Genomic DNA, 23,835 nt, shown 5'->3' with positions numbered 1-23,835 from the left:
AGGGCAATTTCCACTTAAATAACAACTCTGTTTATTATCGTTTACTATTGTTTAAGGATCTTGAAGTTGGCTTCGGTAGAACCGAATTTCAATTTGAAGAAGTAGGTTCCTGTTGCGAAAGACGATACGTCTACTTTCTCTTCAAGACCGTTCAGTTTCTTGTCGAACAACAATTGACCTGTTACGCTATACACCTGGATTTGTGTGATCGCTTCTGATGCTGAACTGATGTTGACAATGTTGTTGGCCGGGTTCGGGTAATAGGTAAAGTCAATGTTACGCGAAACATCGCCTGTTCCCAACGTACTTTCACAAACTACATTGGCTACGAAGCCTGCGGCATTGGTACTGTTATCGGCACGGAATTTCAAGGTCAGTGCGCCATCGGCAGCCGATGAAGTAAACGTTCCAGGACTAACGTTTCCGGTGTATCCTGTCGTTGTTCCCATTACAGGCGAACTGGTAGAAGAACCGTTATACATCCAAAGGAAGTCGTAGTTGGTTTCAGTCGCGAATGACGTGAACGTGATCTTGATTTTTTTGTTAGCCTGTGTCGGCATGATTACACGTACGAATTCCTGGCTATCGAAATAGTTTGCCGTTGCGCCTCCGGTATCGGTAATGGTAACGCCGCTGCACCAATCGGCACCTGTAGCAAAAACCAACTGTCTGTAGGATGACGTCATTCCGGAATCACAAGACGGCTTGATACGCAGTTTATAATAGGTATTTGGTTGGAGGCCCGAAGCTAAATAGGCATTAGAGGTTACAGTTGTCCATGAAGAACTTCCGCTCAGTGGGCTCACGGCAATTTGCCATGTGCCAACGTCGCCTATATCATCCCAACTTAGGTTAGCCGTTGTACTTGTTACGGTATCGACATGCATATTAACAGCCGTGTTGATACAGGTATTGACACAATCCACGCTAAGGCAAGTAGCCCCATTTACAGTTGTAAGGATTCGCGAAGCTGGTTGAGGGCCGAAACCGTTGCTGAAGTTGATCCCAACTCCGCCTACCAAGTGGCAATAACTCATGATGGTTCCTTTGACCACTGCTGTTGGAATGGTTGGAGGCGATGTCATGCATGAAGCTCCCTCTGAATTCGGGATTGCAGATGGGCCGCAGTTGTCTATCGCTGTATTGTTTCCGTTCCACACGCATGAATGGGTGTGTGGTGAACCCATCAAATGACCAAGTTCGTGAGTGATTACCTGCACGGTCCAGGAATAGGTCGGTACAGCATTGTATCCGAAGTCAATATCGGCATAGGAGAAATTATTCGGGCCACAGATACCATTTACGGCAGAAGCTACACCACCCAAAGATCCCGGGTCGATTGCGACCAACTGTCCGATGTCTCCATCAAATACAGGGCGGAACTGGTTGAAAGAGTTCATTCTTGCCGTAGATGTTGTTCCGGTAAACGGATCGGCCGTAGTCCACACAAATACGCTTTTGAGGGCGACATTGATATCAGCGTTCGCATATAAAGTCTGGACGTTATTGAATACAGATGTAATCCAGGTATTCGCAGTTCCGGCGTTGTTTCCATTCTGAATGTACAACTGGTTATCCAATTCGAGATAAACCGTTGCACAACGTGAACTCAAAACAGACTGGATCGATTGTTCCGACTGTGTTTGGTTTGCAGCAGGTGCGTAAGCAGCTTCATCCGGAAGCTCACATCCGCTTATATTGTCAATCAAAAGGTCTGCATCGGAATACACGATATAATCCTGGCTGTTTCCGACTCTGTCAAGTTTTCCTACCACTACATTATTCAGTTCCTGGCTCGCGATGATACCGTTGAACTGGCCGTTGAAGAAGTTCATTGAAACAATGGAGTTCATATCATCGTTTACGATACCACGATAATGGACGCCACGCTCAAAAGGGACATTTTTTGCTTTGTCCGTATCCAGATGGAAACTGTCATGTAAAACCTTCACTTTATAGAGTTGCACTATAATAGTCTGGCCTTTGAACGGAATTTCAAGCTCGATGGTTTCGTTTGCCTGGCTGACAATGGTATTGACAGACGCAAGGCGGATTTTTGCAAGTGTAGCATTTCTGACTACATCTCCGAGTCCATCTTGTGGAATTTGGCTCGAAACATCAAGAACCGAGAAATGTTTGAAATTGGTATTCATGGATTTCAGTTCCTGTATTCTTTCTGCAACTTTTTGCTGGGCCAAACATCCCAAAGTCGCAAGAATGGCAATTAGGGTAGCAATTCGTTTCATAATAAACATTTTGTAGGTTAAGGGTCCACAAACATAGTCAATTAATCGACGAAATGCATTTTTTAACGTTTAACTACATTGTTTTTTAAAAATAATAGAATGCATCTTGCAAATGCTCAATGGTATACGAGCCATTTTTTTTCTGTATTGAAATGACATCAAGACGAAAATTTAGGTCTTGGTTTTTTGTATTGGCATAGGCATTTACGGCCTCTAGCACCAGCTTAATTTTTTTCTTTCGGACGAATTCCTGAGGCTTACCAAAGCTGTCGTTTGATCTTGATTTAACTTCAATAATAATTGTAATATTCTGATATTCAGCAATTAAATCAATTTCTAATTTTTTATATCTCCAATTTCTTTCGAGAATAATATAACCCTTGTCCATCAAATATTCCATGGCTATACGTTCGCCTTCTTTTCCGAATTCGTTGTGTGTCGCCATATTGAAAAATTGTAAAGAAAGAAGTTCCAGATTCTCGTTCCGGAATGGATAAATAGGTGTAAAAATTTATTGTAGTATTTTTCTTTAAATTTTTAATTTTAAATGTAATTTGTCGATTTAATTTACATTTAATCGGATTTTTATTGTTGCCAAATCACATTCCACATCACTTTTTCAGGGTTTGAACTTCGGCTTTTTCATTTTCTGCTTCCATTCGGATCATTTCTCCAAGGACAAGTGTCCGATTATCTTTTATATGTCCAGCCGGAAAATTAAAAATTACAGGGAAATCATAATCCTTGACAATGTCTTTTATGATTTCTTCGGCGGTATGACCCCAAGGAATATCATTGTCGTTCATAGAGGTCATTCCGCCGACAATCAATCCTTTTATATTTTTAAAATAACCGTTCCGCTTGAGGTTCATCATCATGCGGTCTATATGGTACAGATATTCGTCGAGGTCTTCAATGAAAAGAATTTTCCCTTTAGTGTCTATTTCAGATGCTGATCCCATCAAACTATACAACACCGATAAATTTCCCCCAGTTATGATTCCTTCAGCAAAACCTGTCCGGTTCAGGCTATTCGGAGCAATGGTGTAATCCCTGATTCCGCCAAATAACGCCGTCCTGAAACTTTGTATCGCTTCCGCCGATGCCGATTTGGCACTTAAAGCCATAAAACTGTGTATGGTTTGAAAGCCCAGCGTCTGGATGTGGCTATGTAAAACCGTACAATCACTGAAACCGGCAATCCACTTTGGATGTTTTTTGAATTTTGTCCAATCGATACGGTCTATGATTCGAACCGTGCCATAACCACCTTTTGCCGACCAGATCAGTTTTATTTTAGGATCGTCGAGCATCTGTTGTAAATCGGTAGCACGAAACCAATCCGGACCGGCAAGCTGGTTTTCATCTTTGCCGATGGTTTTTCCGACGACCACAGTAAGCCCCCAACTTTTTAGCAAATCGATTCCAGCCTGAATGCCTGCAATATCTATTTTTCTGGCCGTAGTCACTATTCCAACGGTATCTCCGGGTTTTAGGTACGGAGGAGCGATTGGTTTTAGTTGTCCGAAAAAACAGATGGGTAACAACAGCAGTAGTAAAAATGATTTTTTCATAGGCCTAAAGATACGTGGCTTTACTTAAAATGATGACTTCTATTGCCTGGCCAACAACCAACGTTTTTCCATAGTTTATGCTTATTTTTACGCCCAATTTCATACGTCATGATCCAAAATCCAAAACGATATACCATTACGGCAGCCTTGCCTTACACCAACGGCCCAATCCATATTGGCCATCTGGCCGGGGTGTATGTTCCATCTGATATTTATGCCCGCTACCTCCGACAACAGAATCGCGACGTCGTATTTATCTGCGGAAGCGATGAACACGGTGTTGCAATTCCGATGAAAGCCCGTAAGGAAGGAATTACGCCTCAGGAGGTTATCGATAAATATGATGGCATTATCCGGAAATCTTTCGATGATTTTGGTATTTCATTCGACAATTACTCACGGACGTCGCTTCCGGTTCATTACGAAACCGCTTCGGCATTTTTCAGGAAACTGTATGATGAAGGAAGTTTCATTGAAGAAGTCACCGAACAGCTCTATGATCCTAAAGCGGAACAATTCCTGGCCGACCGTTTTGTAATCGGGACGTGTCCGAAATGCGGGAACGAAGAAGCTTACGGCGACCAATGTGAAAGATGCGGGACATCCCTGAATGCTACGGATCTTATCAATCCAAAATCGACCCTGTCAGGTGAAACACCCATATTGAAATCTACAAAACACTGGTTCCTTCCTTTGGATCGGTATGAGGAATTCCTGCGCGAATGGATATTAACCGAGCATGCCAAAGATTGGAAGCCGAATGTACTGGGACAAGTGCGTTCCTGGATCGATGATGGGTTAAAACCACGTGCCGTGACACGTGACCTTGATTGGGGAATTCCCGTTCCCGTCGAAGGAGCTGAAGGCAAAGTGCTTTATGTGTGGTTTGATGCACCTATCGGTTATATATCGTCAACCAAGGAATGGGCACAGAAAAACGGAAAAGACTGGGAACCTTACTGGAAAGATGCCGATACCAAACTGGTTCACTTCATCGGTAAGGATAATATTGTCTTTCACTGCATTATTTTTCCGGCAATGCTAAAAGCCGAAGGTAGTTTCATCCTTCCGGACAATGTGCCAGCGAATGAATTCCTGAACCTCGAAGGCAACAAGCTCTCCACTTCTAAAAACTGGGCTGTTTGGCTGCATGAATACCTGGAAGATTTTCCCGGCCAGCAAGATGTGCTGCGATACGCACTTACGGCAAATGCTCCCGAATCAAAAGACAACGATTTTACATGGAAGGATTTCCAGGCGCGCAACAACAATGAGTTGGTAGCCGTTTTTGGAAATTTCATCAACCGCGTGATTGTACTTACCAATAAGTATTACGACGGATTGGTTCCTGAACCAAATTCATATTTGGAGGTCGATGAAAAAACATTAGCCGAAATGAGGGCTTATCCAAATGTCATTTCAAGTTCTGTTGAAAGATACAGGTTCCGTGAGGCACTCGGTGAACTCATGAACCTTGCGCGTTTAGGAAACAAATACCTTGCAGACGAGGAGCCTTGGAAACTCGTCAAAGAAAATCCAGAACGAGTCAAGACTCAAATGTTTGTAGCACTTCAGATTGCGACTGCTTTGGCAATCCTGAGTGAACCATTTTTGCCATACACATCGGCAAAGCTCAAAAATATGTTAGGCATTCATCCAAGTCCTTCGGAAGTAAATGATTGGCTTGAAGTTTCCAAGGATCAAACCATATTATCAGCAGGAACAAAAATTGGTGCTGCGGAACTGTTGTTCACCAAAATTGAAGATGATACCATCCAAAAGCAAATCGACAGGCTTGAAGCATCAAAATCCCAAAATGAAAAAGCGAAGAACAGCATCGTCGAGCCACAAAGGCCGAATGTTGACTTCGATTCCTTTTCAAAAATGGATTTGCGTGTCGGAACCATTTTGGAAGCCGAAAAAATGCCAAAGGCAAACAAACTCCTCATTCTCAAGGTTGATACAGGAATTGATGTCCGAACCATTGTTTCAGGCATCGCCGAAAGCTTTTCTCCTGAAGAAATCATAGGGAAACAAGTAACCGTATTGTCTAATCTGGAACCGAGAAACCTGCGAGGCGTAGAAAGCCAGGGCATGATTCTAATGGCTAAAGACACCGATGGAAAACTTGTTTTTGTGAATCCCGATACGGTTGGCGTGAGTAATGGAACAAGTATAAGTTAATGGGCTATTCAAACTAATCCTGGTTTTCCAATATCGATTGAACAATAATTTTCAAAAAAGTGGTTATTGGATAAAGAAATACTTATTTATCTTAACTGCAATCCTGTTAGTGATTAGATTATGGCGATTAAAGTAATTGCATTCGATGCCGACGACACCCTGTGGGTTAATGAACCTTATTTTGAACAAACTGAAAAACAGTTTTTGATTCTCATGCAGGATTATCTGTCACATCAGGGACTGTCGCAGGAGCTTTTCAGGATCGAGATAGAAAACCTTCGACTTTACGGATACGGAATTAAAGGGTACATATTGTCAATGATCGAAGCGGCAATCAAAATTTCTGAAGGAACTCTCAACATTGCCGCTATTGAGAAAATACTTGATCTCGGAAAAGAACTTCTGCAAAAGCCAATCGAACTGCTGGACGGAACAGAACAAACATTGCAAAGACTACACAGCAATTATAAATTAGTTGTAGCGACGAAAGGAGATTTGCTCGACCAGAGACGCAAATTGCATAACTCCGGTCTTGGAAAATACTTTCATCACATTGAGGTTATGAGCGATAAACAGGAAGCTGATTATTCAGATCTTGTCAAACGCCTGGATATTTTACCCGAGGAGTTTTACATGATCGGCAACTCGCTCAAGTCTGACGTTCTTCCCGTTCTTGCCATTGGAGGCCACTCAGTACACATTCCTTTTCATACAACCTGGCTTCATGAGCGTATTGACCATGAAGTACATCACGAAAGATTCCGTACTTTGGATTCCATTTCTCAAGTGCCTGAAATCTTCAACGCCTAATGCTTTTATCGTGAATCGGTATCTCCTTTTTCTGTTTCTCATATACAACATCTGGAACGCACACTCACAAAGTTTGCTGACTACAACCGATGTTAACTTTGAAACAGACGTCAATGACATATGGTCAGCAACCGATGAACCGTCAAAACAGTTTTGGGTCTTTATGGCATCCAAATCGACCACCACTGCATTTACATTCAACAAAGAATTATTCCAACGCGATTCCGTTTCTTTCGCTCGTCCTGACAGCAAATTCGAAAATATTGCAGGCTGCAGCTTCGATGATTCCGGAAACCCGACTATTTATTGGTCGTCTGCCGATTCAAAACGTATTTTCACCCAAACATTAAATCAAAAAAATCACAGTCTGGTCAGTAAATCGTATCTGTTCGACTTTGAAAATGAAGACCTGCTGGTTTCATTTAATGACCATGGTCGGTTTTGCCTGCTGACTTCGGTAAAAGATTCCAGCAAACTTGTCCTGTACGATTTTAAAAATGGCGTTCCGGAGATGCATGTCTTGGATTTCACTGCTTTCCCTTTCCAAAATCCGCGGGGACAAAACTTTTTGCTTTCACGTTTTCTTGATCGATACCCCATGCAATATATAGATCAAAGCGCATTGTCATCACTTTACATGGCTACCGAAAAATGCAAGTTATACGCATTTGATGACAAGCTGTTGTTGACTTTTGATGACAATCCAACCCAAACCCGAATTTTTGAAATACAACTGAGCGACTTTTCGATTACCGAATCCAAAGTTCCGCAGCAGTCTTTTACAGATGAAGCCTCTTCCAATTCATTCATAAACCAAAATACGTTGCTTCAGTTCAAAGCCAATAAAAACGAAATGCTTCTATCGGCATTTGATCTGAAAAGCAAACAGCCGATAAAAACATATCGGGTAACTTCAGAAGATACCATATCATTCAAGAACAGTCCACTATTGGTACAATCACCAGATGATAAACTCTCAACCCTTAGTTCTACAAAGAAATTTCTCAGAAGAATTAATCAAAGACCTATAGGCGTAAGTATTTACAGACACAAAGACGGGCGTTTGATTGTTACCGCCGGAGCTACATACGATTACATTTCGACCGGAGACGTTATCCTGGGAACAACTTTGGGAATCGGAATGGTTGTCGCAGGAGCAGGTAGTGATATTGACCGCTTCATTCAGGAGCCATTACTCCAAACCGTTTTCTTCGAAGGCATCTTCGATAAAAATTTCGAACACGTGTCTGCGGAGCAGCCTTCCTTGTATATCGATGTACTGAATCGTTACCTCACAAAAGAACAACCGGAATTGTATGCGATATCACATTTGAGAAACTTCTTTGTGCTGAGTTACTATGATAAAGCGACCAAAAAACTCGTGATGCGTAAATTCAGCGATTCCAAAATACTGGATTAGATCTAGTTCACGTCAAATAAAAAGCAGTTCGTTTACCACGACTTCCGTAATGTATTTTTTCTCGTTGTTCTTATCATCGTAAGATCGATGAATCAGTCGTCCTTCAAGCGCAAGTTCCTTTCCTTTGGTAACATATTTTTCTATAAGTTCCGCTTGCTTACCCCAGGCGACAATCCTGTGCCATTGCGTGTCTTCGACCTTTTCACCCTTGTCATTCCTGTAAGTGTCAGTCGTGGCGAGGGTCACAGTGGCTAACTTCCTGTCATTTTCCAAATTCTTGATTTCGGGATCTTGTCCCACGTTGCCTATCAGGCGTACATTGTTGCGTATACTATTCATGGCGTGTAAAAAATTAAATGGTTTATAAATTTTGATTTAAGGTTGCAACCGTTTGGCAAATGTGATACATCTGATTCGAATTATCCGGCAATTAACCGTTTAAATACGTTTCTATTCAAATCGGGCAATCGAATGCAACATCAGAATCACTATATTTGAAAGGTTTTGCCTGACAGCGAACCATATATATAAGCCATAAAACCTAAATTGAAACGCCATGAAAACCTGTGTAAGGTGCGGCGATGCCATTGTTGGCCGCGTCGACAAAAAATTCTGCTGTGACGGTTGCCGCAGCGCATACAATAACAGTATCAATAAACAAAGAGATCGGAATATCCGACAGATAAACAGCCGTTTGCGCCGGAATTACAAGATCCTTTCTGAACTTAATACCGGACAAAAAGTGACTGCCTCAAAAAAGAAGCTGATTTCCAAAGGTTTTGATTTCGATTTTTTTACCCAGGCCATGCATTCCTCCCATGGCATTACTTTTTATCTTTATGATCAGGGTTATTTTCCTTTATCAAACGGGTCATATGTGCTGATTCGGAAGGAAGTTCCCAAGCGTAATAAATTACAGGAATGAATAAAAAATTTGCCTCAACCGTTTCTGCGTTTTTCCTCATCCTGGTACTTTGCTGGTCCTACTTTTCACAGCTTCCGGGGGAATCATCGGGGCCTGTTCCGTTATCTGAATTCTCAACGGCAAGAACATTGGACCACGTTACCAAAATATCCCAATCGGCTCATTTTGTCGGGTCGAAAGAGCATGGGCAGGTTGCTTCATATCTCGAGAAAGAGTTGCGCCAAATTGGACTGGAAGTACAATCTCAGGAAGGATTTACGTTGACAGAATGGGGTAATCTGGTGAAGTCCAAAAATATAATGGCGCGAATAAAAGGTTCTGGCTCAGGAAAAGCGCTGTTGCTACTTTCCCACTATGACAGTGCGCCTCATTCGTATTCAAAAGGAGCTTCGGACGATGCATCTGGCGTGGCTGTGATCCTCGAAAGCATCCGCTGTTATCTGCACAACAAAACCGCCCATAAAAACGATATCATCATCCTGTTCACCGATGCGGAAGAACTCGGATTGAACGGAGCCGCCCTTTTTGTCGAAAAAAGTAACTGGGCAAAAGATATCGGTGTCGTATTGAACTTTGAGGCGCGCGGAACTTCCGGTCCGGGTTATATGCTGATGGAAGTCAATTCCGGAAACTCGCAAATGGTCGATGCTTTTGCCGATGCCGATGTGTCGAAACCCATCAGTAATTCCTTGATGTACAGCATCTATAAAATGTTGCCGAACGATACAGATTTGACAGTCTTTCGTGAAAAAGGAAAAATACAGGGATTCAACTTCGCCTTCATCGACTCTCATTTCAATTACCACACCGCTCAGGATGACATCGATCATCTGAGCAAACAGACACTTAAGCATCAGGGCGATTACCTTGTTCCGTTGTTAAGCCATTTCGCGAATGCCGATCTTAACCGTTTAAATTCGGATAACGACCAGATCTATTTCAATACGCCGTTCGCCTTTATCCACTATCCGTTTTCATGGAACTTCGTGCTGTTGGGAATTGCGGCCTTCGTGTTCGCATTCTTTGTTTTCATAGGTCTGGGCAAACGGGTATTGCATCTCAAAGGAATCGGAAAGGGTTTTGTTTTGTTCCTGACGACAGTGGCAACCACAGGAGTTGTTGTCTTTTTATCATGGAAAGGCCTGCTATTGCTGTATCCCGAATATTCAGAAATACTCCAGGGTTTTACCTACAACGGACATTATTACATAGCCGCATTTTTAGTGCTGGCTCTTGGAATCTGCCTGCTTTTCTATTCGCGGAACCAACCGGAATCCCAATCCGGTGATTATGTAGTCGCTCCTTTAGTTATCTGGCTTTTGATCAATCTTGGAATCGCATTATATCTGCCGGGAGCCGGCTTTCTTATCATCCCGGTCTTCGCGGCTATTTTTATGTTCGGCTATTATATGCTGACCCAACGGTTTTCGATCGTTTTGTTTTCCATACTTTCGGTTCCCATAGTACTCATTGTGTTTCCGTTCCTGGTTATGTTCCCGATTGGCCTCGGACTTAAACTCCTGGCCGGATCGGCAGTATTGCTGACACTTGGTTTCGGATTGTTGTTGCCTCTTTTCGGACAATTCAAATTCAAGCCAGTCTCCGCAATACTTCTATTATGTGTTTCCGTGGGGCTTTTGATAACAGCGCACTTCAAATCTGGATTCAGCCAAGGTGAAGCAAAACCGAACAGCCTGGTTTTTTTATATGATGCCGAAAAAGATCAATCGTATTGGGCAACGTATGACAATACCCTCGACGAATGGTCCAAAACCTATTTGGGATCTGATCCGAAACAAGCATCACAAATAAATACACTTCCGCTTTTCAGTAAATACAACACAAAATTCACGTATGAAACCGAAGCGATGAACCGTGAACTGAGCGAACCGGAAGTTACTTTTGAACGTGATACCGTCATCGGGAAATACCGCCATCTGACAATACGGATTACCCCGAAAAGGCCGGTCAATCGTTACGATATTTTTGCATCCGTAAAAGCCAACATCTATAACCTGAAAGCGAACGGAGTTGCAAATTCTTCCCAAACGGGAAGTCTGTATAAACGTGACGACCGTAAACTACTCAGTTATTATGTCGTGGATAACGAACCGCTCGTGTTGCAATTCAGCACGCTTAAAACTGCCGTCCTCGATATGGAATTGCTCGAAGCGTCGTTCGATTTAATGAAGCATCCGGCTTTCTCCATGCGAAAACGTGCCAACTGGATGATGCCCAAACCATTCGTGTTGACCGATGCCATCCTGATCCGCAAAAAAATCACAAATACCAGAACCATTTCAGATGTACGGGCCGTAAAGCGTAATTTTGTAATCCAGACCCAGGCAAACGATACCATTCCCGATGCCGATATGGAAAACGAAACCATCACAAAACCAGTCGGTTCACCGACACCCGAAAGTACATCGATACAATAAATGGAAAAAAGCGAACAGGCCATACGGACCACTTTTTTTAGTCTTTTTGGGAATATCGGCCTTGCACTGACAAAAGGAATCGCCGGATATTTTGGGAATTCCTATGCGTTGATTGCCGATGCCATCGAATCTACTGCGGATGTTTTTGCCACCGTGTTGGTTTTGTTCGGACTCAAATATTCCACGCGCCCGCCAGATGAAAACCACCCATACGGTCACGGAAAAGCGGAAGCATTGGTCACCTTTGCCGTCGTCGGATTTCTGGTGATTTCTGCTACTGTCATCGCGTATGAAAGCATTCAGCACATCCAGACGCCCCATAAAATCCCCGAGGCGTATACTCTCATCATTTTGGCGGTTATCATAGCCATAAAGGAAATTTTCTACCGTATCGTTTCCAAAAAAAGCGACGATGTAAACAGCACTTCCTTAAAAGCCGATGCCTGGCACCACCGCAGCGATGCCATCACTTCACTCATGGCTTTCATAGGAATTTCGATTGCATTGTTCATGGGCCCGGGTTATGAAACCGCCGATGACTGGGCCGCATTGCTCGCTTCCGGCTTTATCATTTACAACGCTTGGCTTATTTTCCGGCCGGCACTCGGCGAAATCCTTGACGAGCATGTGTACGATGACATGGTGATCAAGATCAGGCAAGTCGCCCAAACCGTTCCGGGTGTCATCGATACTGAAAAATGCCATGTGCGTAAAGCGGGAATGATGTATCTCGTAGATCTGCATCTAACCGTAGACGGAACTATTTCGGTTACCCAAGGCCACGATATCGCCCACCATTTAAAGGATACGTTGCAACATGAAATTCCGGAGATTCACGACGTTCTGATCCATGTGGAGCCGGATCATTTACAACAATCATAAATTGTTTTTCGGCGGTTGGAATCTCGTTTAAAAAGGAACCGGATAACGAACCTCCTTCGGGCTAACCACTTCCATCTTACACGAGGCCCATGCCAAACTTGCGAAGTCAATCCAAACCGGAAAGTTTCAACTCTCTTTTACAAAAAGCCCCCAATAGTGTCTAACGTTTTTGGGGGCTTTTCAGATTTGAGGGCTTTTCTTTTAGTTTATATCGTTGAGCATCTTTGAAATCTCATCGAGTTTTGGCGTGAGGATTATTTCGATGCGACGGTTCTTCGATTTACCCTCCGGATTGTCATTTGATGCAATGGGCGCATATTCGCTTCGTCCCGCTGCGGTAAGATTTTGCTTATTGACTTTTTTGTTTTCCGCGATGATGTTTACGATTGCAGTAGCTCTTTTGGTTGAAAGATCCCAGTTATCTGCAATCGGGCCTGAACCTCCGTACGGAACGTCATCGGTGTGTCCTTCTATCAAAACCGTAATATCCGGATTGTCGCCGAGAACTTTTGCGACTTCAACCACAGCGCGGCGGCCTTCTGTCCCAACGGCCCAGCTTCCGGAACTGAACAATAATTTGTTTTCCATGGAAACATAGACTTTTCCATTCTTTTGCTCCACCGTAAGCCCTTTTCCCTCAAAGCTGTTGAGTGCTTTTGAAAGCGTTTCCTTGAGCTTTTTCATGGCCGCGTCTTTTTGCGCCATCATGTTTTCGAGTTCGGCAAGGCGTGCGGAATTAGATTGCAAATCTGCTTTTAGTTTGTTCAGGCGTTCCTGTTCTGCAGCAAGTGCTTTCTCTTTGGCTTCAAGCTTATCGAGCAAATCGCGGTTCTTTTTGAGGTTCGATTGCAATTCGGCGCTGCTGTTTTTTTCGAGCGCGTCATAAGAAGATTGCAGGTTGTTTAGGTTGTTTGTCGATGCGGTAAGGTCGCCCTGAAGCTTGTCGCGTTGGGATTTGGTCTTGGCGAGTTCGTCCTGTAGTTTGGCATAATCGGCATCAAGTTGATTTTTGGCCTTTTCGAGTTCGGAGTTTTTATCGGATAGTTTGCGGTTGTCTTTTTTGAGGGTCGCGTATTTGTCCTCGAGTTCGGTGTACAGTTTTTTGGAAACGCAGCCGGTTGAAAGGCCTGCAATCAAAAGTACCAATGAGATTCTCTTTATCATGTTGTTCGTTTTGGTTGTTCCGAAGATGGTTTTAGCCCGGATGCAAGCGGCTAGCCTTTTGAAGAAAAACCTTTGCAATTGCAAATTTGTGAGGGCGACCAACGGAAGCCCCGAAGAAATTGAGCAATTACCAGGTTTTTCGAGAAAGCTAATAGCGGACAGCCGGAAATAGCTCCAGAAAAATTCAGGCGAAAAATAGAAAAGATAAGCCGGCCTTGCCTGAAGACGGGAAAAAGTTATTCACTCGATTTCCACAAATTGTTTTTTGTTGATTGAATCCGGACTCCCAAATCGACAGATAAACAAATCAACATTAATCAATCTCCACCAATACCGGACAATGATCTGAATGGTACGCCTCATTCAAAATAACCGCTCGTTTGAGCCGATTCTCCATTTGCCTCGACACCAATAAATAATCGAGACGCCAGCCTTTGTTATTGCCTCTTGCGCCGGCACGATACGTCCACCACGTGTATTGATGCGGGTCTTTATTGAAATGGCGGAACGAATCGATAAGGCCGCTTTCCATGAACATCCCAAGCCATTCGCGTTCGCGCGGCAAAAACCCCGAAACATTGGCGTTGCGGATTGGATCGTGAATGTCGATGGCCTGATGGCAGATGTTGTAATCGCCGCCAATGATGAGATTCGGGATTTCCTGACGCAGTTTTGCAATATAATCGTGGAAATCATCCATAAACTGGAATTTGTGATCGAGACGCGCGATGTTGGTTCCTGACGGAAGATAGAGGCTCATGATGGAAACGTCTTCAAAGTCAACCCGAAGCGTCCTTCCTTCGTCATCCATATATGGAATTCCGGTTCCGTAAGCGACGTTTTTCGGCTCCTTTTTGCATAGAATCGCAACACCGGAATAGCCTTTCTTTTGGGCCGGAAAATAATATTGGTACGGATAACCGGCCATTTCGATGTCGACTTTGGGAATCTGGTCTTCCATCGCTTTTATTTCCTGCAGGCAGATGACATCCGGATCTGCCGATACGAGCCATGATAAAAACCCTTTTGAAATAGCGGCGCGGATGCCGTTGACGTTATAGGAAATGACCTTCATTGCAGTTTTTGTTGCGGATTTTATTGCAGATGATAAAGTAAATAAAATATCACCGAACTAATCCTAAAAAGTTACGCACAAGCCTGAGGGTTTCCCTGACACCTTAGTTATTTTGTTATCTTTGCCATCAAACAAAATTCAATGGGGCTTGTCACTGCAAAAGAGGTTGCCAAGGCAATCAATGCGGAGAAATACGGTGTTTTTGGGACTTTCGCGGCGTGGTTGCTGATGAAGGCGCTTAAAATATCGACCCTGAACAAAATCTATGCGCGCCACAAGGAAGAAGATGGAATGCAGTTCCTCAACTCCGTAATAGGCGAATTCCAGATCAAATTTGAAATACCGGAGGAAGACCTCAAACGACTGCCGAAAGACGGTCCGTATATCACCATTTCAAACCACCCGCTCGGAGGCGTGGACGGAATCCTGCTTTTAAAGCTGATGCTCGATCGCGAACCGGATTTCCGCATCATCGCCAACTTCCTTTTGCATCGGATCGAACCGTTGAAGCCGTTCATCATGCCGGTAAATCCGTTTGAAAACCACAAAGGGAAATCGAGTGTGATTGGCATCAAGGAAACCTTGCGGCATTTGAGCGACGGAAAACCGCTGGGTATGTTCCCGGCCGGTGAAGTCTCTACGTATAAAGACGGCAAGCTCATGGTGGACAAACCGTGGGAAGAAGGCGCCATAAAAGTGATCCGAAAGGCACAGGTTCCTGTTGTCCCGATTTATTTCCATGCCAAGAACAGCCGGTTTTTTTACCTGCTTTCCAAAATAAGCGATACGTTGCGGACTGCGAAATTGCCATCGGAACTACTTACGCAAAAGAAGCGCGTGATCAAAGTCCGTATTGGAAAACCTATCCCTGTTTCGGAACAGAACGAATACGAATCCATCGAAGATTATTCTACATTTTTGAGGACCAAAACGTATATGCTGGCCAATGCGTTCGAGAAAGAAGGAAACTTTCTGCAGAACCAAACCATGAAGCTGCAACAGAAAAGCCCTCAGGAAATCGTGCGCCCAGCCAACCAGCAGCAATTGCTTGACGAAGTGGAAATGCTGCGCAACACAGACAGTCGCATCACGCATTCCAAAAATTACGAGATCTTTTTTACCGAAGCCGAGAAAATCCCGAATATACTCCACGAAATAGGACGTCTGCGCGAGATTACGTTCCGCGAAGTAGGAGAAGGCACCAACAATTCCATCGACCTCGACAAATACGACAAGTACTATCACCATATGTTTTTGTGGGATGACGATGCCAAGCTCATCGCCGGCGCCTACAGAATGGGAATGGGAACGGAAATTTATCCCAAGTACGGCATAGAAGGCTTTTACCTGCACGAACTGTTTAAATTCGAGCCGGAATTATTCCCCATGATGAGCCAGTCGATTGAAATGGGCCGTGCGTTCATCATTCGCGATTACCAGCAAAAACCTATGCCGCTGTTTCTGTTATGGAAAGGCATTGTGCATCTGACACTTCGTTATCCGGATCACAAAGTGCTGATTGGCGGCGTAAGCATATCGAACCAATTCTCCGATTTTTCCAAATCGTTGATGATCGAGTTCATGAAGTCGCATTACTATGATCCATATGTGGCGCAGTACATCACGCCTAAAAAGGAATTCCGCGTCAAACTCAAAGATGCCGATAAGGATTTTGTTTTCAATGAAGCCGAAGCCGACCTCAATAAATTCGACAAGATCATCGATGAGGTCGAACCGGGGAATTTGCGTCTGCCCGTTTTGATCAAAAAGTATATCAAGCAGAATGCGAAAGTGGTCGCGTTTAACGTAGATCCGTTGTTCAACAATTCCGTCGATGGATTGATGTACATACGAATTGCAGATTTACCCGATTCTACCGTGAAACCGGTAATCGAAGAATTCCAGGCAGAACTTGAGAAGAAACTTTTAAAGAAGGGTCAACTTTAATTTCCAGCTTTTTAAAAACTGTTGCCTGATTATCCCAGACGGCATCCGGGATCAATCACCGTGCTGGATTGTTATGGGCATTTTGAATCGGCAGCGTACGGGTTTTCCATTTTTCATGGCCGGAATCCATGGCGGTGAAAGTTTCATGACACGTACCGCCTCCTCTCCAGCTCCGTAACCCACACCGTCTGTAACCTTTATATCAGAGATTGCCCCGTCAGATTCTACAATGAAATCCAATACGACTTTTCCCTGTGCTTTATCTTCTTCCGGAGTCCTGAAGTTCTTACCCACGAATTTGTAGAAATTTATGGTGCCGTCCTTGAATTCAGGTTTGATATCTACATCCTGGGCATTATAGATACTGTCCATAACCACTTTTTGCTGGGAATAGGCACAGAATGAAAAAGCGGTGAAACAAATGACAAGAAATTTCTTCATTTCTGATTTACGGATTGGTTAACGATTTCCATTCGGTATCGGTCAGAATTTTCTTCACCTTGAATTTTTCGCCTTTGATTTTATCCAGGATGGCCAATGCGCGTTCTTCTGATTCCGGATGCGTGCTGATGTAATAGACGGCGTTCGGCAAGTTGGTCTGGCGCGACATGTTGTACATGAAATCGGCGAATTTGGCCGGATTGAGGTTTGCTTTTTCGAGGTAGTCGACAGATGTCATATCGGCTTCAGATTCGAGCGAACGGTCATACGCGCTTGATGACAATGTTTTTAAGGCTTCGTGAACCATGCCGCCGCCTTTTCCGCCTGTGGTCATGGAGACAATTACGGCAAGTCCTAACTCCTTGACGAGCTTTTTCATCACGTGGTCTTTCTCGATATGCGCGATTTCGTGACCGATTACGCCCGCGAGTTCCGATTCGTTGTTGCAATCCTGTAACAATCCGGTATAGACAATCAAATGTCCGGCAGGAAGTGCAAACGCATTGATTTCGTCTTTTTCCACAATGTGCACTTTGATGCTTTTGGGATTGATGTCGTTGGCTTTGCAGATATGGGTGAACAATTTGTCCATCGGTTTTACGACGGAATCATCGTGGATGATGGTCTCGGTTTTTTCAATCGATTCCCAGATCAATTCGCCAAGTTTCTCTTCGGTCTTGCCTTTGTTTTCGGTGACAGAAAACAGCGACATAAAATCGAACTGGGACAATCCGAACCACAGTGCGACACCAATGGCAAAGAATAGCAATCCCTGGAATATGGTTTTTTGCGCTTTCATTTCGTACAGATCATATTGGTGATTCCGCCCACAAACCACAGTTCGACATGTTTTCCTTTGCGGGTCTGGACGGCACAGTAGATCGTCGACCCGAATTCGACCGCATTGAAAAGAAGCAGCGTAAACAAATAGGCAAAATATTCGTTTGAGATGGTTTCCTCGCCCATGATAAGCGAAATGGTCCACCAGAACAAGACGCTGTTGAACGGCATCAATGCGATTTGTGAAATTAATGCCTGCGTGCAATGCCAGCGCACAAAGAAGGTCGATTTGCGATTGGCGACCCAGTAAAAAAATGTCGCGATAACGTTGACAATCGGCATGGGTAAACCTGCCACTATAGCCACAAGCGACATGAGGTAACTGTTGGATGCCTTTTCGCATTCATGCTCGAAAGGCTTATATGGAAATGTTGTGGTCATAACCCTTTTGAAATTCCCCAGAACCAGTTAGTCAAGACGAGCAATATGAAAATTGTCGCCACAGTCGGTCGCCGGATTATGCTTTCGGTTTTTTGGTAAAACCGGAAAAATGTTTGTTTGCGTCGTAATAAATCAAGGACAATCCAAATGGGAGTGGCCAAAGCCAGCAGTGCCACGAGTATTCCCAACGGATTCATAAGCAGCGAATCGCGTACGTTTCCCTGCAAAAGCAACTGAACCGCACGCGTAACGCCACAGGAAGGACATGGAATTCCCACTACATGCTTGAATAAACAGATTCCGAAACCCGAAAGTTCCGGTGAAAATTCAGCAAATGCCAGCCAGGAATATCCCGCCAGACAAGTCAATCCGACTATCGAATATAACTTGCCCGGTGTCATTCAATTAATAGATTGATTGTTGGAATGTCTCGAAATTTTTCTCGCGAGCCGCGCCCATGATCAGGAACCAGTCAATGATAGACCAGATTCCGAGTCCGCCGCACGTAAGCAATTTTGCAATTCCAAGACCGGTGTCTCCAATGTAAAAACGATCGATACCCAATCCGCCGGCAAGTAATGAAATAATCAGAACCGTTGTTGGGTCTTTGAATTGAAGGCTTTGTACCAGCGTACTTTTTGAATCGTCAAGATCAGATAGTTTTTCACGAACGTGTCCTAATTGATGTCCTTCAAAAAACTTGCTGTTCATCATAAGGAACATGTCTACTTTTTGTGCTTCCATTTTATTTATTTGGTAAAGGTTGATTAATGCGCCTAATATATGACTTTTACAAAAACGCCGAATCAATCGGTTGCCATAATTCTATTTTATTGCCTTCCGGATCCATGATCCAACCAAAATTCCCGTAATCGAATCGTTGGATTTCGCCTAGTACCTCAACACCTTCTTCCCACAATTTTTCAACTAAGTAATCGAGATTTTCAACGCGGAAATTCTGCATGAACTGTTTTTGGGAAGGCTCTAAATAGGTTGTGTCTTCTTTAAATGCGGACCATTGGGTTGAACAATCGTTACCGGCCGCATCTTTCCACCAAAAGGTACATCCGTACGCATCTGTCGCCAATCCCAAATGTTTGTGATACCAGTCTTTGAGTGCATCGGGATTTTTTGATTTGAAGAAAAAACCTCCAATTCCGGTTACACGCTTGGGTTCAGGTTGTTCCGATGGGCCAAAGAAAAGTGCCTTGATCTTATCGACGATGACTTGCGCGAGCCGTTCTTTGCTTTCGACCGTCCAGCCCGCAATATGTGGCGACAGGATCACTTTATCAGACTGAATCAAATACTTCATCGCATCAGGCATGTCATCTGAAAACAAACTTTCAAAAGACAGCTTTTCATATTCGAGTACATCGAGGCCTGCTCCCAGGATTTTTCCAGATTCGAGTGCAGCAACCAAATCAGCGGTCACTACATTTTTTCCACGTGATGTATTAATGAGCCAAAACGGTTTGGCAAAACCGGTTATAAAAGCCGAATCTACCATTTTATCGGTTTGCGGCGTCCACGGAATATGAAGGCTCAATACATCGGCTTTCGATTGAAGTTCTTCGAATGAGACTTGTTTCGCATTGGCATCGCCCACATTCGGAAGGATATCGTAACACAATACCTCGACATCGAACCCACGCAGTTTTTTGGCGAACGATTTTCCCATATTGCCGTAACCGATGATACCGATCGTTTTTCCGTCGAGTTCCAGGCCACGGTTCTTTTCGCGGTTCCAATGACCGGAACGTATTTCACGATCTGCCATATTGAGTTTGTTGAACAACGACAGCAACATAGCCAGCGAATGTTCGCCGACGGCATTCCGGTTACCTTCTGGCGCCGCGATCAATGCGATGCCTTTGGATTCGGCATAATCGATATCGATGCTTTCCAATCCGGCACCGACTCGTGCGATAAATTTGAGGTTAACGGCTTTGTCGATGAATTCGCGGTCTATCTTGAACCGGCTGCGGATGACAATGCCTTGGTACTGGTGGATTTTAGCCTCGATTTCCTGTTTCGAAGACGAATAATCTTCATTGTTTTCAAATCCGGCCGCGGCCAGTTGTTCCAGTAAAACAGGATGGTTGTTGTCGAGATGAAGAACTTTGGAAGGAATCACGTGATGCGTTTTCCCAAAGGTACTAAGCTATTCTTTTACGACAATGATTGTCGCTTTGAATCCGGTCGCCAAATCCCATCTGTTTGAGGAAATGAGTTTGCCTTTTTCGTCTATGACGCGGAATTCGGCTGTATTCGGGCCGGAAGTTCCCTGGTTCAGCGCTTCGAAATCTATTTTGTTGAAGCCCGGCTGCAGCACCAGATCAAAACCCTGGAAAGCGCCGTCGAGATAAATGACTTCACGGAAAACGTGATCGTTGACCCAAACCCGAATCATGTCTCCGTCTACGAATTCATGGTCGCGATACGAAACCGAAACCGTACCGGAAGTCGTCTTGAAATCGCCTAAATACTGGTTCTGTCGCAACACTTTATACAATTCGCCATCGCCTCGCTTGTTGAGCTTTTTGGCAACGGCATCGCCCGGATTGACGAATTCCGGTTTTTTGGAAGTGAACGCATTATCGTTTTCAATGACTAGCGATTTGCTTTCGGACGGCGCACCGAAAATAGAAGGCGGTACATCCCGCGGATCTGCCTTTGGCGTTTCCGGCAGCGGAACAGATGCCGAAACCGGAGGCGTATTTGTGATAGGGGGAAGATTCAACGAATTATTGCCTGTATCGAATTGGGCGGAAACCGTCATGTAAAACGGAAGCAACACGAGCAGAAGCAATTTTTTCATCTATGAATCGAAATTTCAGGAAGTTGCAAGGTAAAAAAAGTTGGTTTACCGAGCTGCTTCGGGCGTAAAAGTAAAATGGGTGTGGGATTTTTAAAAACGAATTCACATAGTATTAACCTAAACAGGCAAAAACGTCGATGGGCTGTCGATTTTTTGAGGTGATTGTATCAGACGCTCAAAATCGTCCGGGCTATAAAAAAGTAAAGCATGATTCCCACCACATCATTGGTCGTGGTTACGAACGGGCCGGTCGCGATGGCCGGATCGATCTTGTATTTATTCAGGATCAGCGGAACCAAAGTGCCCAATGTCGCCGCAATCATAATGACGGAGATCATCGAAATGGAAATCGCTATCCCAACCATATATTCCCCGAACATAAAGCTGTGATAAGCAAGCAGCAAAAGTGAGATGATGATTCCTGAAATCATCGAGACGGTTACTTCTTTGCTGAAATAATTGCGGTTGAATTCCTTCACGCTTCCGTTTGCCAATCCCTGAACCACGATAGCCGAAGCCTGAACACCAATGTTTCCGGCCGTTGCAGACAACAACGGAATAAAAAGGATAAGTGTCTCGTATTTTTTGAACGCGGTTTCATTGTCTTTGAGCACGACAGAGGCGATCAGTTCGATGACCATGCCAATCAAAAGCCATGGCAAACGCGCCTTTGTCATCTCGAGGACGCTGTCGCCTACTTCGACGTCCTGGGTGATACCCGCCGCCAACTGGTAATCTTTATCGGCTTCATCCTTGATTACGTCCACGATGTCATCAATAGTGATACGACCCACGAGAATTCCCATTTCATCGACTACGGGAATCGCTTCCAAATCGTACTTCTGCATGATTCGGGCAACTTCAACGTCCTCCGTATCGATCTTGACCGAATTGAGTTTCCGGATGTAGATATCGCCGATTGCGGTTTTTGTAGATGTAGTCAACAAATCTTTGAGTGACAGACGACCTTTCAAACGGTCTTCATCATCTACCACATAAATCGAATGCACGCGTGTGACATTTTCGGCCTGGATGCGCATTTCCTTTACGCAAGTCAGCACGTTCCAGTTCTCATTGACTTTCACGAGCTCTTTATGCATCAAACCACCGGCCGTATGTTCGTCGTAACGCAAAAGTTCAACGATATCCTTGGCATGTTCGACGTCCTGTAGTTCAAGGATTACTTCCTCTTTGATACTTTGCGGAAGTTCGGAGATAATGTCCACCGCATCGTTCGTGTCAAGCGCGTCAAGTTCTTCTGCGATTTCCTTTGGCGAAAGCTGCTCCAGGATATCCTCGCGCGTTTCCTCGTCGAGTTCAAGCAGTATTTCGGCCGTTTTGTCGGTATCGAGAATTTTGAAGATGTAGGTCGCGTCGGCTACATCGAGCTCATCGAGAATCTCCGCAATATCAGCGTGGTGCAAATCATTGAGCAGGGTTTCGAGTTGCCCGTCCTGGCCGCTTTCGATAAGCTGCTCGATTTCCGCTATAAGTTGCTTGCTGATTTTAAACTCCATCGGCCTGGATTTTTTGGGTCAAATCTATGAATTGGGCCACGTCCAGCTGTTCCGGACGCAGGTCAAAGATAGTATCTTCACGCAACTTATCACTGAGTCCGAAGGTTTTTAAACTGTTACGGATTGTTTTTCGTCTTTGCTGGAATGCCGCTTTTACGACTTTGAAGAACAGTTTTTCGTCGCAAGGCAATTCAAAATCAGTCTTTCTGGTCAAACGAAGCACGCCCGATTTGACTTTTGGCGGCGGATTGAAAACCTGTTCGCTTACGGTAAACAAATACTCGGCTTTGTAGAATGCCTGAACCAGAACCGAAAGGATTCCATAGGTTTTGCTGCCTTTTTTCTCACAGATCCGTTCGGCTACTTCCTTTTGGAACATACCTGAGAATTCGGGCACTTGTTCACGAATGTCGAGCATCCGGAATACGATCTGGGATGAAATATTGTAGGGAAAATTCCCGATGATGGCAAACGGCCTGTCGCCGAAAGTCTTTCCAAGATCATATCTGAGGAAATCTTCCGAAACGATTTTCCCATGGAGTTTCGGATAATGCCCGTTCAGGTATTCGACAGATTCCGTATCGATCTCAATCACATGCACCGTCCAGTCTTTTTCAAGCAGGTACTTGGTCAGGACACCCATTCCGGGCCCGATTTCAAGTATGTCGTCATAACCTTCCCCAGATAACGTTTCGGCTATTTTACGTGCAATGTTCTCATCGGTCAAAAAGTGCTGCCCGAGGTGCTTTTTGGCTTTTACCTGATCCATCATTTAGATGATTGAATGATCTGAAATATGCTCCAGCTCCGTACGGAAAGCAAGCATCTTATCCCCGAATAACCGGATGCCTTCTTCGCGCAGTCGAGGTGCGTCTTCGGCATAATATCTTTTGAGCAAATCGTGGTTCTCGGCCGTATATTGGATCGAATAGGTCTGTCCGCCCATTTGTTCTTCTACCAGCACTTTGACCATTCGGGCGCCGGTGAATTTGCCTGTCGCCAGAACATCAGCTATGTGTTTATGCTGCATCCAGTTCAGCCATTGTTCGTGAACCGAATCGTCTATGTTTATGGTGACGTTGTAGATGATCATGTGATAGAAATTTTATGAATGACGAATGACAAAAGACAAACGGCGTTCTTTGAGGGATATTAATTTTTAAAATACGG

The 23,835-nt window shown here is 44.2% G+C and carries 23 protein-coding genes and 1 pseudogene; 7 read left to right on the top strand and 17 right to left on the bottom strand.

Annotated features, from left to right (window positions below):
* Positions 1-44 precede the first annotated feature (44 nt).
* The 3 genes from G6047_RS09610 to G6047_RS09600 form a co-directional block, all read right to left on the bottom strand.
* Entirely contained in the window at positions 45-2,246 is a 2,202-nt protein-coding gene (locus G6047_RS09610; RefSeq protein WP_169527397.1) for a M12 family metallo-peptidase, read from the bottom strand.
* An 85-nt stretch (positions 2,247-2,331) separates the two neighbouring features.
* Entirely contained in the window at positions 2,332-2,691 is a 360-nt protein-coding gene (locus G6047_RS09605) for a YraN family protein (RefSeq protein WP_169527396.1), read from the bottom strand.
* A 166-nt stretch (positions 2,692-2,857) separates the two neighbouring features.
* Positions 2,858-3,820 carry a S66 peptidase family protein gene (locus G6047_RS09600; protein WP_169527395.1) on the bottom strand — a complete coding sequence of 321 codons (963 nt, stop codon included), beginning with the start codon at positions 3,818-3,820 and terminating at the stop codon, positions 2,858-2,860.
* Positions 3,821-3,928: 108 nt separating this feature from the next.
* Here G6047_RS09600 and metG point away from each other — a divergent pair, with 108 nt between their 5' ends.
* The 3 genes from metG (at position 3,929) to G6047_RS09585 (ending at position 8,234) form a co-directional block, all read left to right on the top strand.
* Positions 3,929-6,004, top strand: a complete 2,076-nt coding sequence (metG, locus tag G6047_RS09595; RefSeq protein ID WP_169527394.1) for a methionine--tRNA ligase — start codon at positions 3,929-3,931, stop codon at positions 6,002-6,004.
* Between the two features lie 120 nt (positions 6,005-6,124).
* A complete protein-coding gene (locus G6047_RS09590; RefSeq protein ID WP_169527393.1) occupies positions 6,125-6,814 on the top strand; it encodes an HAD family hydrolase in 690 nt (229 codons plus the stop codon).
* Positions 6,729-8,234: a hypothetical protein gene (locus G6047_RS09585; RefSeq protein ID WP_169527392.1), complete on the top strand. Its 1,506-nt coding sequence runs from the start codon at positions 6,729-6,731 to the stop codon at positions 8,232-8,234. The genes G6047_RS09590 and G6047_RS09585 overlap by 86 nt, the downstream gene beginning before the upstream one ends.
* 12 nt (positions 8,235-8,246) lie before the next feature.
* Here G6047_RS09585 and G6047_RS09580 read toward each other — a convergent pair whose 3' ends face one another.
* A complete protein-coding gene (locus G6047_RS09580) occupies positions 8,247-8,573 on the bottom strand; it encodes a single-stranded DNA-binding protein (RefSeq protein ID WP_169527391.1) in 327 nt (108 codons plus the stop codon).
* 217 nt (positions 8,574-8,790) lie between these two features.
* On the opposite strand from G6047_RS09580, the gene G6047_RS09575 reads away from it, so the two are divergent.
* Genes G6047_RS09575 through G6047_RS09565 form a run of 3 tightly spaced genes read left to right on the top strand, consistent with a single transcriptional unit; the run spans position 8,791 to position 12,479 of the window.
* A complete protein-coding gene (locus G6047_RS09575; RefSeq protein WP_169527390.1) occupies positions 8,791-9,159 on the top strand; it encodes a hypothetical protein in 369 nt (122 codons plus the stop codon).
* Positions 9,156-11,597 carry a M20/M25/M40 family metallo-hydrolase gene (locus G6047_RS09570; RefSeq protein WP_169527389.1) on the top strand — a complete coding sequence of 814 codons (2,442 nt, stop codon included), beginning with the start codon at positions 9,156-9,158 and terminating at the stop codon, positions 11,595-11,597. Before G6047_RS09575 ends, G6047_RS09570 begins: the two co-directional genes overlap by 4 nt.
* Positions 11,598-12,479, top strand: a complete 882-nt coding sequence (locus G6047_RS09565) for a cation diffusion facilitator family transporter (RefSeq protein ID WP_169527388.1) — start codon at positions 11,598-11,600, stop codon at positions 12,477-12,479.
* A gap of 201 nt (positions 12,480-12,680) precedes the next feature.
* Here G6047_RS09565 and G6047_RS09560 read toward each other — a convergent pair whose 3' ends face one another.
* Both G6047_RS09560 and G6047_RS09555 read right to left on the bottom strand, forming a co-directional pair.
* Entirely contained in the window at positions 12,681-13,643 is a 963-nt protein-coding gene (locus G6047_RS09560) for an OmpA family protein (RefSeq protein ID WP_169527387.1), read from the bottom strand.
* Positions 13,644-13,956: 313 nt separating this feature from the next.
* Positions 13,957-14,718 (bottom strand): exodeoxyribonuclease III, encoded by a 762-nt coding sequence (locus G6047_RS09555; RefSeq protein WP_169527386.1) that lies wholly within the window; start codon positions 14,716-14,718, stop codon positions 13,957-13,959.
* A gap of 141 nt (positions 14,719-14,859) precedes the next feature.
* On the opposite strand from G6047_RS09555, the gene G6047_RS09550 reads away from it, so the two are divergent.
* Positions 14,860-16,665 (top strand): GNAT family N-acyltransferase, encoded by a 1,806-nt coding sequence (locus G6047_RS09550; protein WP_169527385.1) that lies wholly within the window; start codon positions 14,860-14,862, stop codon positions 16,663-16,665.
* Positions 16,666-16,716: 51 nt separating this feature from the next.
* Here the strand turns inward: G6047_RS09550 and G6047_RS09545 are convergent, their stop codons facing one another.
* The 11 genes and pseudogenes from G6047_RS09545 to G6047_RS09500 form a co-directional block, all read right to left on the bottom strand.
* Positions 16,717-17,106 carry an energy transducer TonB gene (locus G6047_RS09545; RefSeq protein WP_169527384.1) on the bottom strand — a complete coding sequence of 130 codons (390 nt, stop codon included), beginning with the start codon at positions 17,104-17,106 and terminating at the stop codon, positions 16,717-16,719.
* Positions 17,107-17,113: 7 nt separating this feature from the next.
* Complete coding sequence (locus G6047_RS09540) at positions 17,114-17,905, bottom strand: M48 family metallopeptidase (protein ID WP_169527383.1); 792 nt, start codon at positions 17,903-17,905, stop codon at positions 17,114-17,116.
* Complete coding sequence (locus G6047_RS09535; protein ID WP_169527382.1) at positions 17,902-18,327, bottom strand: DUF4870 domain-containing protein; 426 nt, start codon at positions 18,325-18,327, stop codon at positions 17,902-17,904. The genes G6047_RS09540 and G6047_RS09535 overlap by 4 nt, the downstream gene beginning before the upstream one ends.
* Positions 18,324-18,728 carry a DUF2752 domain-containing protein gene (locus G6047_RS09530; RefSeq protein ID WP_169527381.1) on the bottom strand — a complete coding sequence of 135 codons (405 nt, stop codon included), beginning with the start codon at positions 18,726-18,728 and terminating at the stop codon, positions 18,324-18,326. Before G6047_RS09530 ends, G6047_RS09535 begins: the two co-directional genes overlap by 4 nt.
* A 4-nt stretch (positions 18,729-18,732) precedes the next feature.
* Positions 18,733-19,071, bottom strand: coding sequence for a TM2 domain-containing protein (locus tag G6047_RS09525; RefSeq protein ID WP_169527380.1), 339 nt, complete (start codon positions 19,069-19,071; stop codon positions 18,733-18,735).
* Between the two features lie 46 nt (positions 19,072-19,117).
* Positions 19,118-19,483, bottom strand: a complete 366-nt coding sequence (locus tag G6047_RS16980) for a VOC family protein (protein ID WP_394352501.1) — start codon at positions 19,481-19,483, stop codon at positions 19,118-19,120.
* 42 nt (positions 19,484-19,525) lie between these two features.
* Positions 19,526-20,461: pseudogene (locus G6047_RS09520) on the bottom strand (2-hydroxyacid dehydrogenase); the annotation flags it as partial.
* A gap of 30 nt (positions 20,462-20,491) precedes the next feature.
* Positions 20,492-21,148, bottom strand: a complete 657-nt coding sequence (locus G6047_RS09515) for a hypothetical protein (protein WP_169527379.1) — start codon at positions 21,146-21,148, stop codon at positions 20,492-20,494.
* Between the two features lie 167 nt (positions 21,149-21,315).
* Positions 21,316-22,665, bottom strand: a complete 1,350-nt coding sequence (mgtE, locus tag G6047_RS09510; RefSeq protein ID WP_169527378.1) for a magnesium transporter — start codon at positions 22,663-22,665, stop codon at positions 21,316-21,318.
* Positions 22,655-23,434 carry a 16S rRNA (adenine(1518)-N(6)/adenine(1519)-N(6))-dimethyltransferase RsmA gene (gene rsmA, locus G6047_RS09505; RefSeq protein WP_169527564.1) on the bottom strand — a complete coding sequence of 260 codons (780 nt, stop codon included), beginning with the start codon at positions 23,432-23,434 and terminating at the stop codon, positions 22,655-22,657. Before rsmA ends, mgtE begins: the two co-directional genes overlap by 11 nt.
* A 3-nt stretch (positions 23,435-23,437) precedes the next feature.
* A complete protein-coding gene (locus tag G6047_RS09500; RefSeq protein ID WP_169527377.1) occupies positions 23,438-23,758 on the bottom strand; it encodes a DUF4286 family protein in 321 nt (106 codons plus the stop codon).
* Positions 23,759-23,835 lie beyond the last annotated feature (77 nt).

The organism is Flavobacterium silvaticum, from assembly GCF_012911565.1.
Lineage (GTDB): Bacteria > Bacteroidota > Bacteroidia > Flavobacteriales > Flavobacteriaceae > Flavobacterium > Flavobacterium silvaticum.
This window is presented reverse-complemented; position numbering and strand designations above follow the sequence as displayed.

Coding starts and splice junctions, on each gene's coding strand:
- G6047_RS09580 (WP_169527391.1), bottom strand. CDS start 8,573: ATGAATAGTATACGCAACAATGTACGCCTGATAGGCAACGTGGGACAA.
- G6047_RS09540 (WP_169527383.1), bottom strand. CDS start 17,905: ATGAAAGCGCAAAAAACCATATTCCAGGGATTGCTATTCTTTGCCATT.
- G6047_RS09600 (WP_169527395.1), bottom strand. CDS start 3,820: ATGAAAAAATCATTTTTACTACTGCTGTTGTTACCCATCTGTTTTTTC.
- metG (WP_169527394.1), top strand. CDS start 3,929: ATGATCCAAAATCCAAAACGATATACCATTACGGCAGCCTTGCCTTAC.
- G6047_RS09515 (WP_169527379.1), bottom strand. CDS start 21,148: ATGAAAAAATTGCTTCTGCTCGTGTTGCTTCCGTTTTACATGACGGTT.
- G6047_RS09550 (WP_169527385.1), top strand. CDS start 14,860: ATGGGGCTTGTCACTGCAAAAGAGGTTGCCAAGGCAATCAATGCGGAG.
- mgtE (WP_169527378.1), bottom strand. CDS start 22,665: ATGGAGTTTAAAATCAGCAAGCAACTTATAGCGGAAATCGAGCAGCTT.
- G6047_RS09605 (WP_169527396.1), bottom strand. CDS start 2,691: ATGGCGACACACAACGAATTCGGAAAAGAAGGCGAACGTATAGCCATG.
- G6047_RS09560 (WP_169527387.1), bottom strand. CDS start 13,643: ATGATAAAGAGAATCTCATTGGTACTTTTGATTGCAGGCCTTTCAACC.
- G6047_RS09565 (WP_169527388.1), top strand. CDS start 11,598: ATGGAAAAAAGCGAACAGGCCATACGGACCACTTTTTTTAGTCTTTTT.
- G6047_RS09535 (WP_169527382.1), bottom strand. CDS start 18,327: ATGACCACAACATTTCCATATAAGCCTTTCGAGCATGAATGCGAAAAG.
- G6047_RS09590 (WP_169527393.1), top strand. CDS start 6,125: ATGGCGATTAAAGTAATTGCATTCGATGCCGACGACACCCTGTGGGTT.
- G6047_RS09610 (WP_169527397.1), bottom strand. CDS start 2,246: ATGAAACGAATTGCTACCCTAATTGCCATTCTTGCGACTTTGGGATGT.
- G6047_RS09500 (WP_169527377.1), bottom strand. CDS start 23,758: ATGATCATCTACAACGTCACCATAAACATAGACGATTCGGTTCACGAA.
- G6047_RS09575 (WP_169527390.1), top strand. CDS start 8,791: ATGAAAACCTGTGTAAGGTGCGGCGATGCCATTGTTGGCCGCGTCGAC.
- G6047_RS09585 (WP_169527392.1), top strand. CDS start 6,729: ATGAGCGTATTGACCATGAAGTACATCACGAAAGATTCCGTACTTTGG.
- G6047_RS09570 (WP_169527389.1), top strand. CDS start 9,156: ATGAATAAAAAATTTGCCTCAACCGTTTCTGCGTTTTTCCTCATCCTG.
- G6047_RS09545 (WP_169527384.1), bottom strand. CDS start 17,106: ATGAAGAAATTTCTTGTCATTTGTTTCACCGCTTTTTCATTCTGTGCC.
- G6047_RS09530 (WP_169527381.1), bottom strand. CDS start 18,728: ATGACACCGGGCAAGTTATATTCGATAGTCGGATTGACTTGTCTGGCG.
- G6047_RS09525 (WP_169527380.1), bottom strand. CDS start 19,071: ATGGAAGCACAAAAAGTAGACATGTTCCTTATGATGAACAGCAAGTTT.
- rsmA (WP_169527564.1), bottom strand. CDS start 23,434: ATGGATCAGGTAAAAGCCAAAAAGCACCTCGGGCAGCACTTTTTGACC.
- G6047_RS09555 (WP_169527386.1), bottom strand. CDS start 14,718: ATGAAGGTCATTTCCTATAACGTCAACGGCATCCGCGCCGCTATTTCA.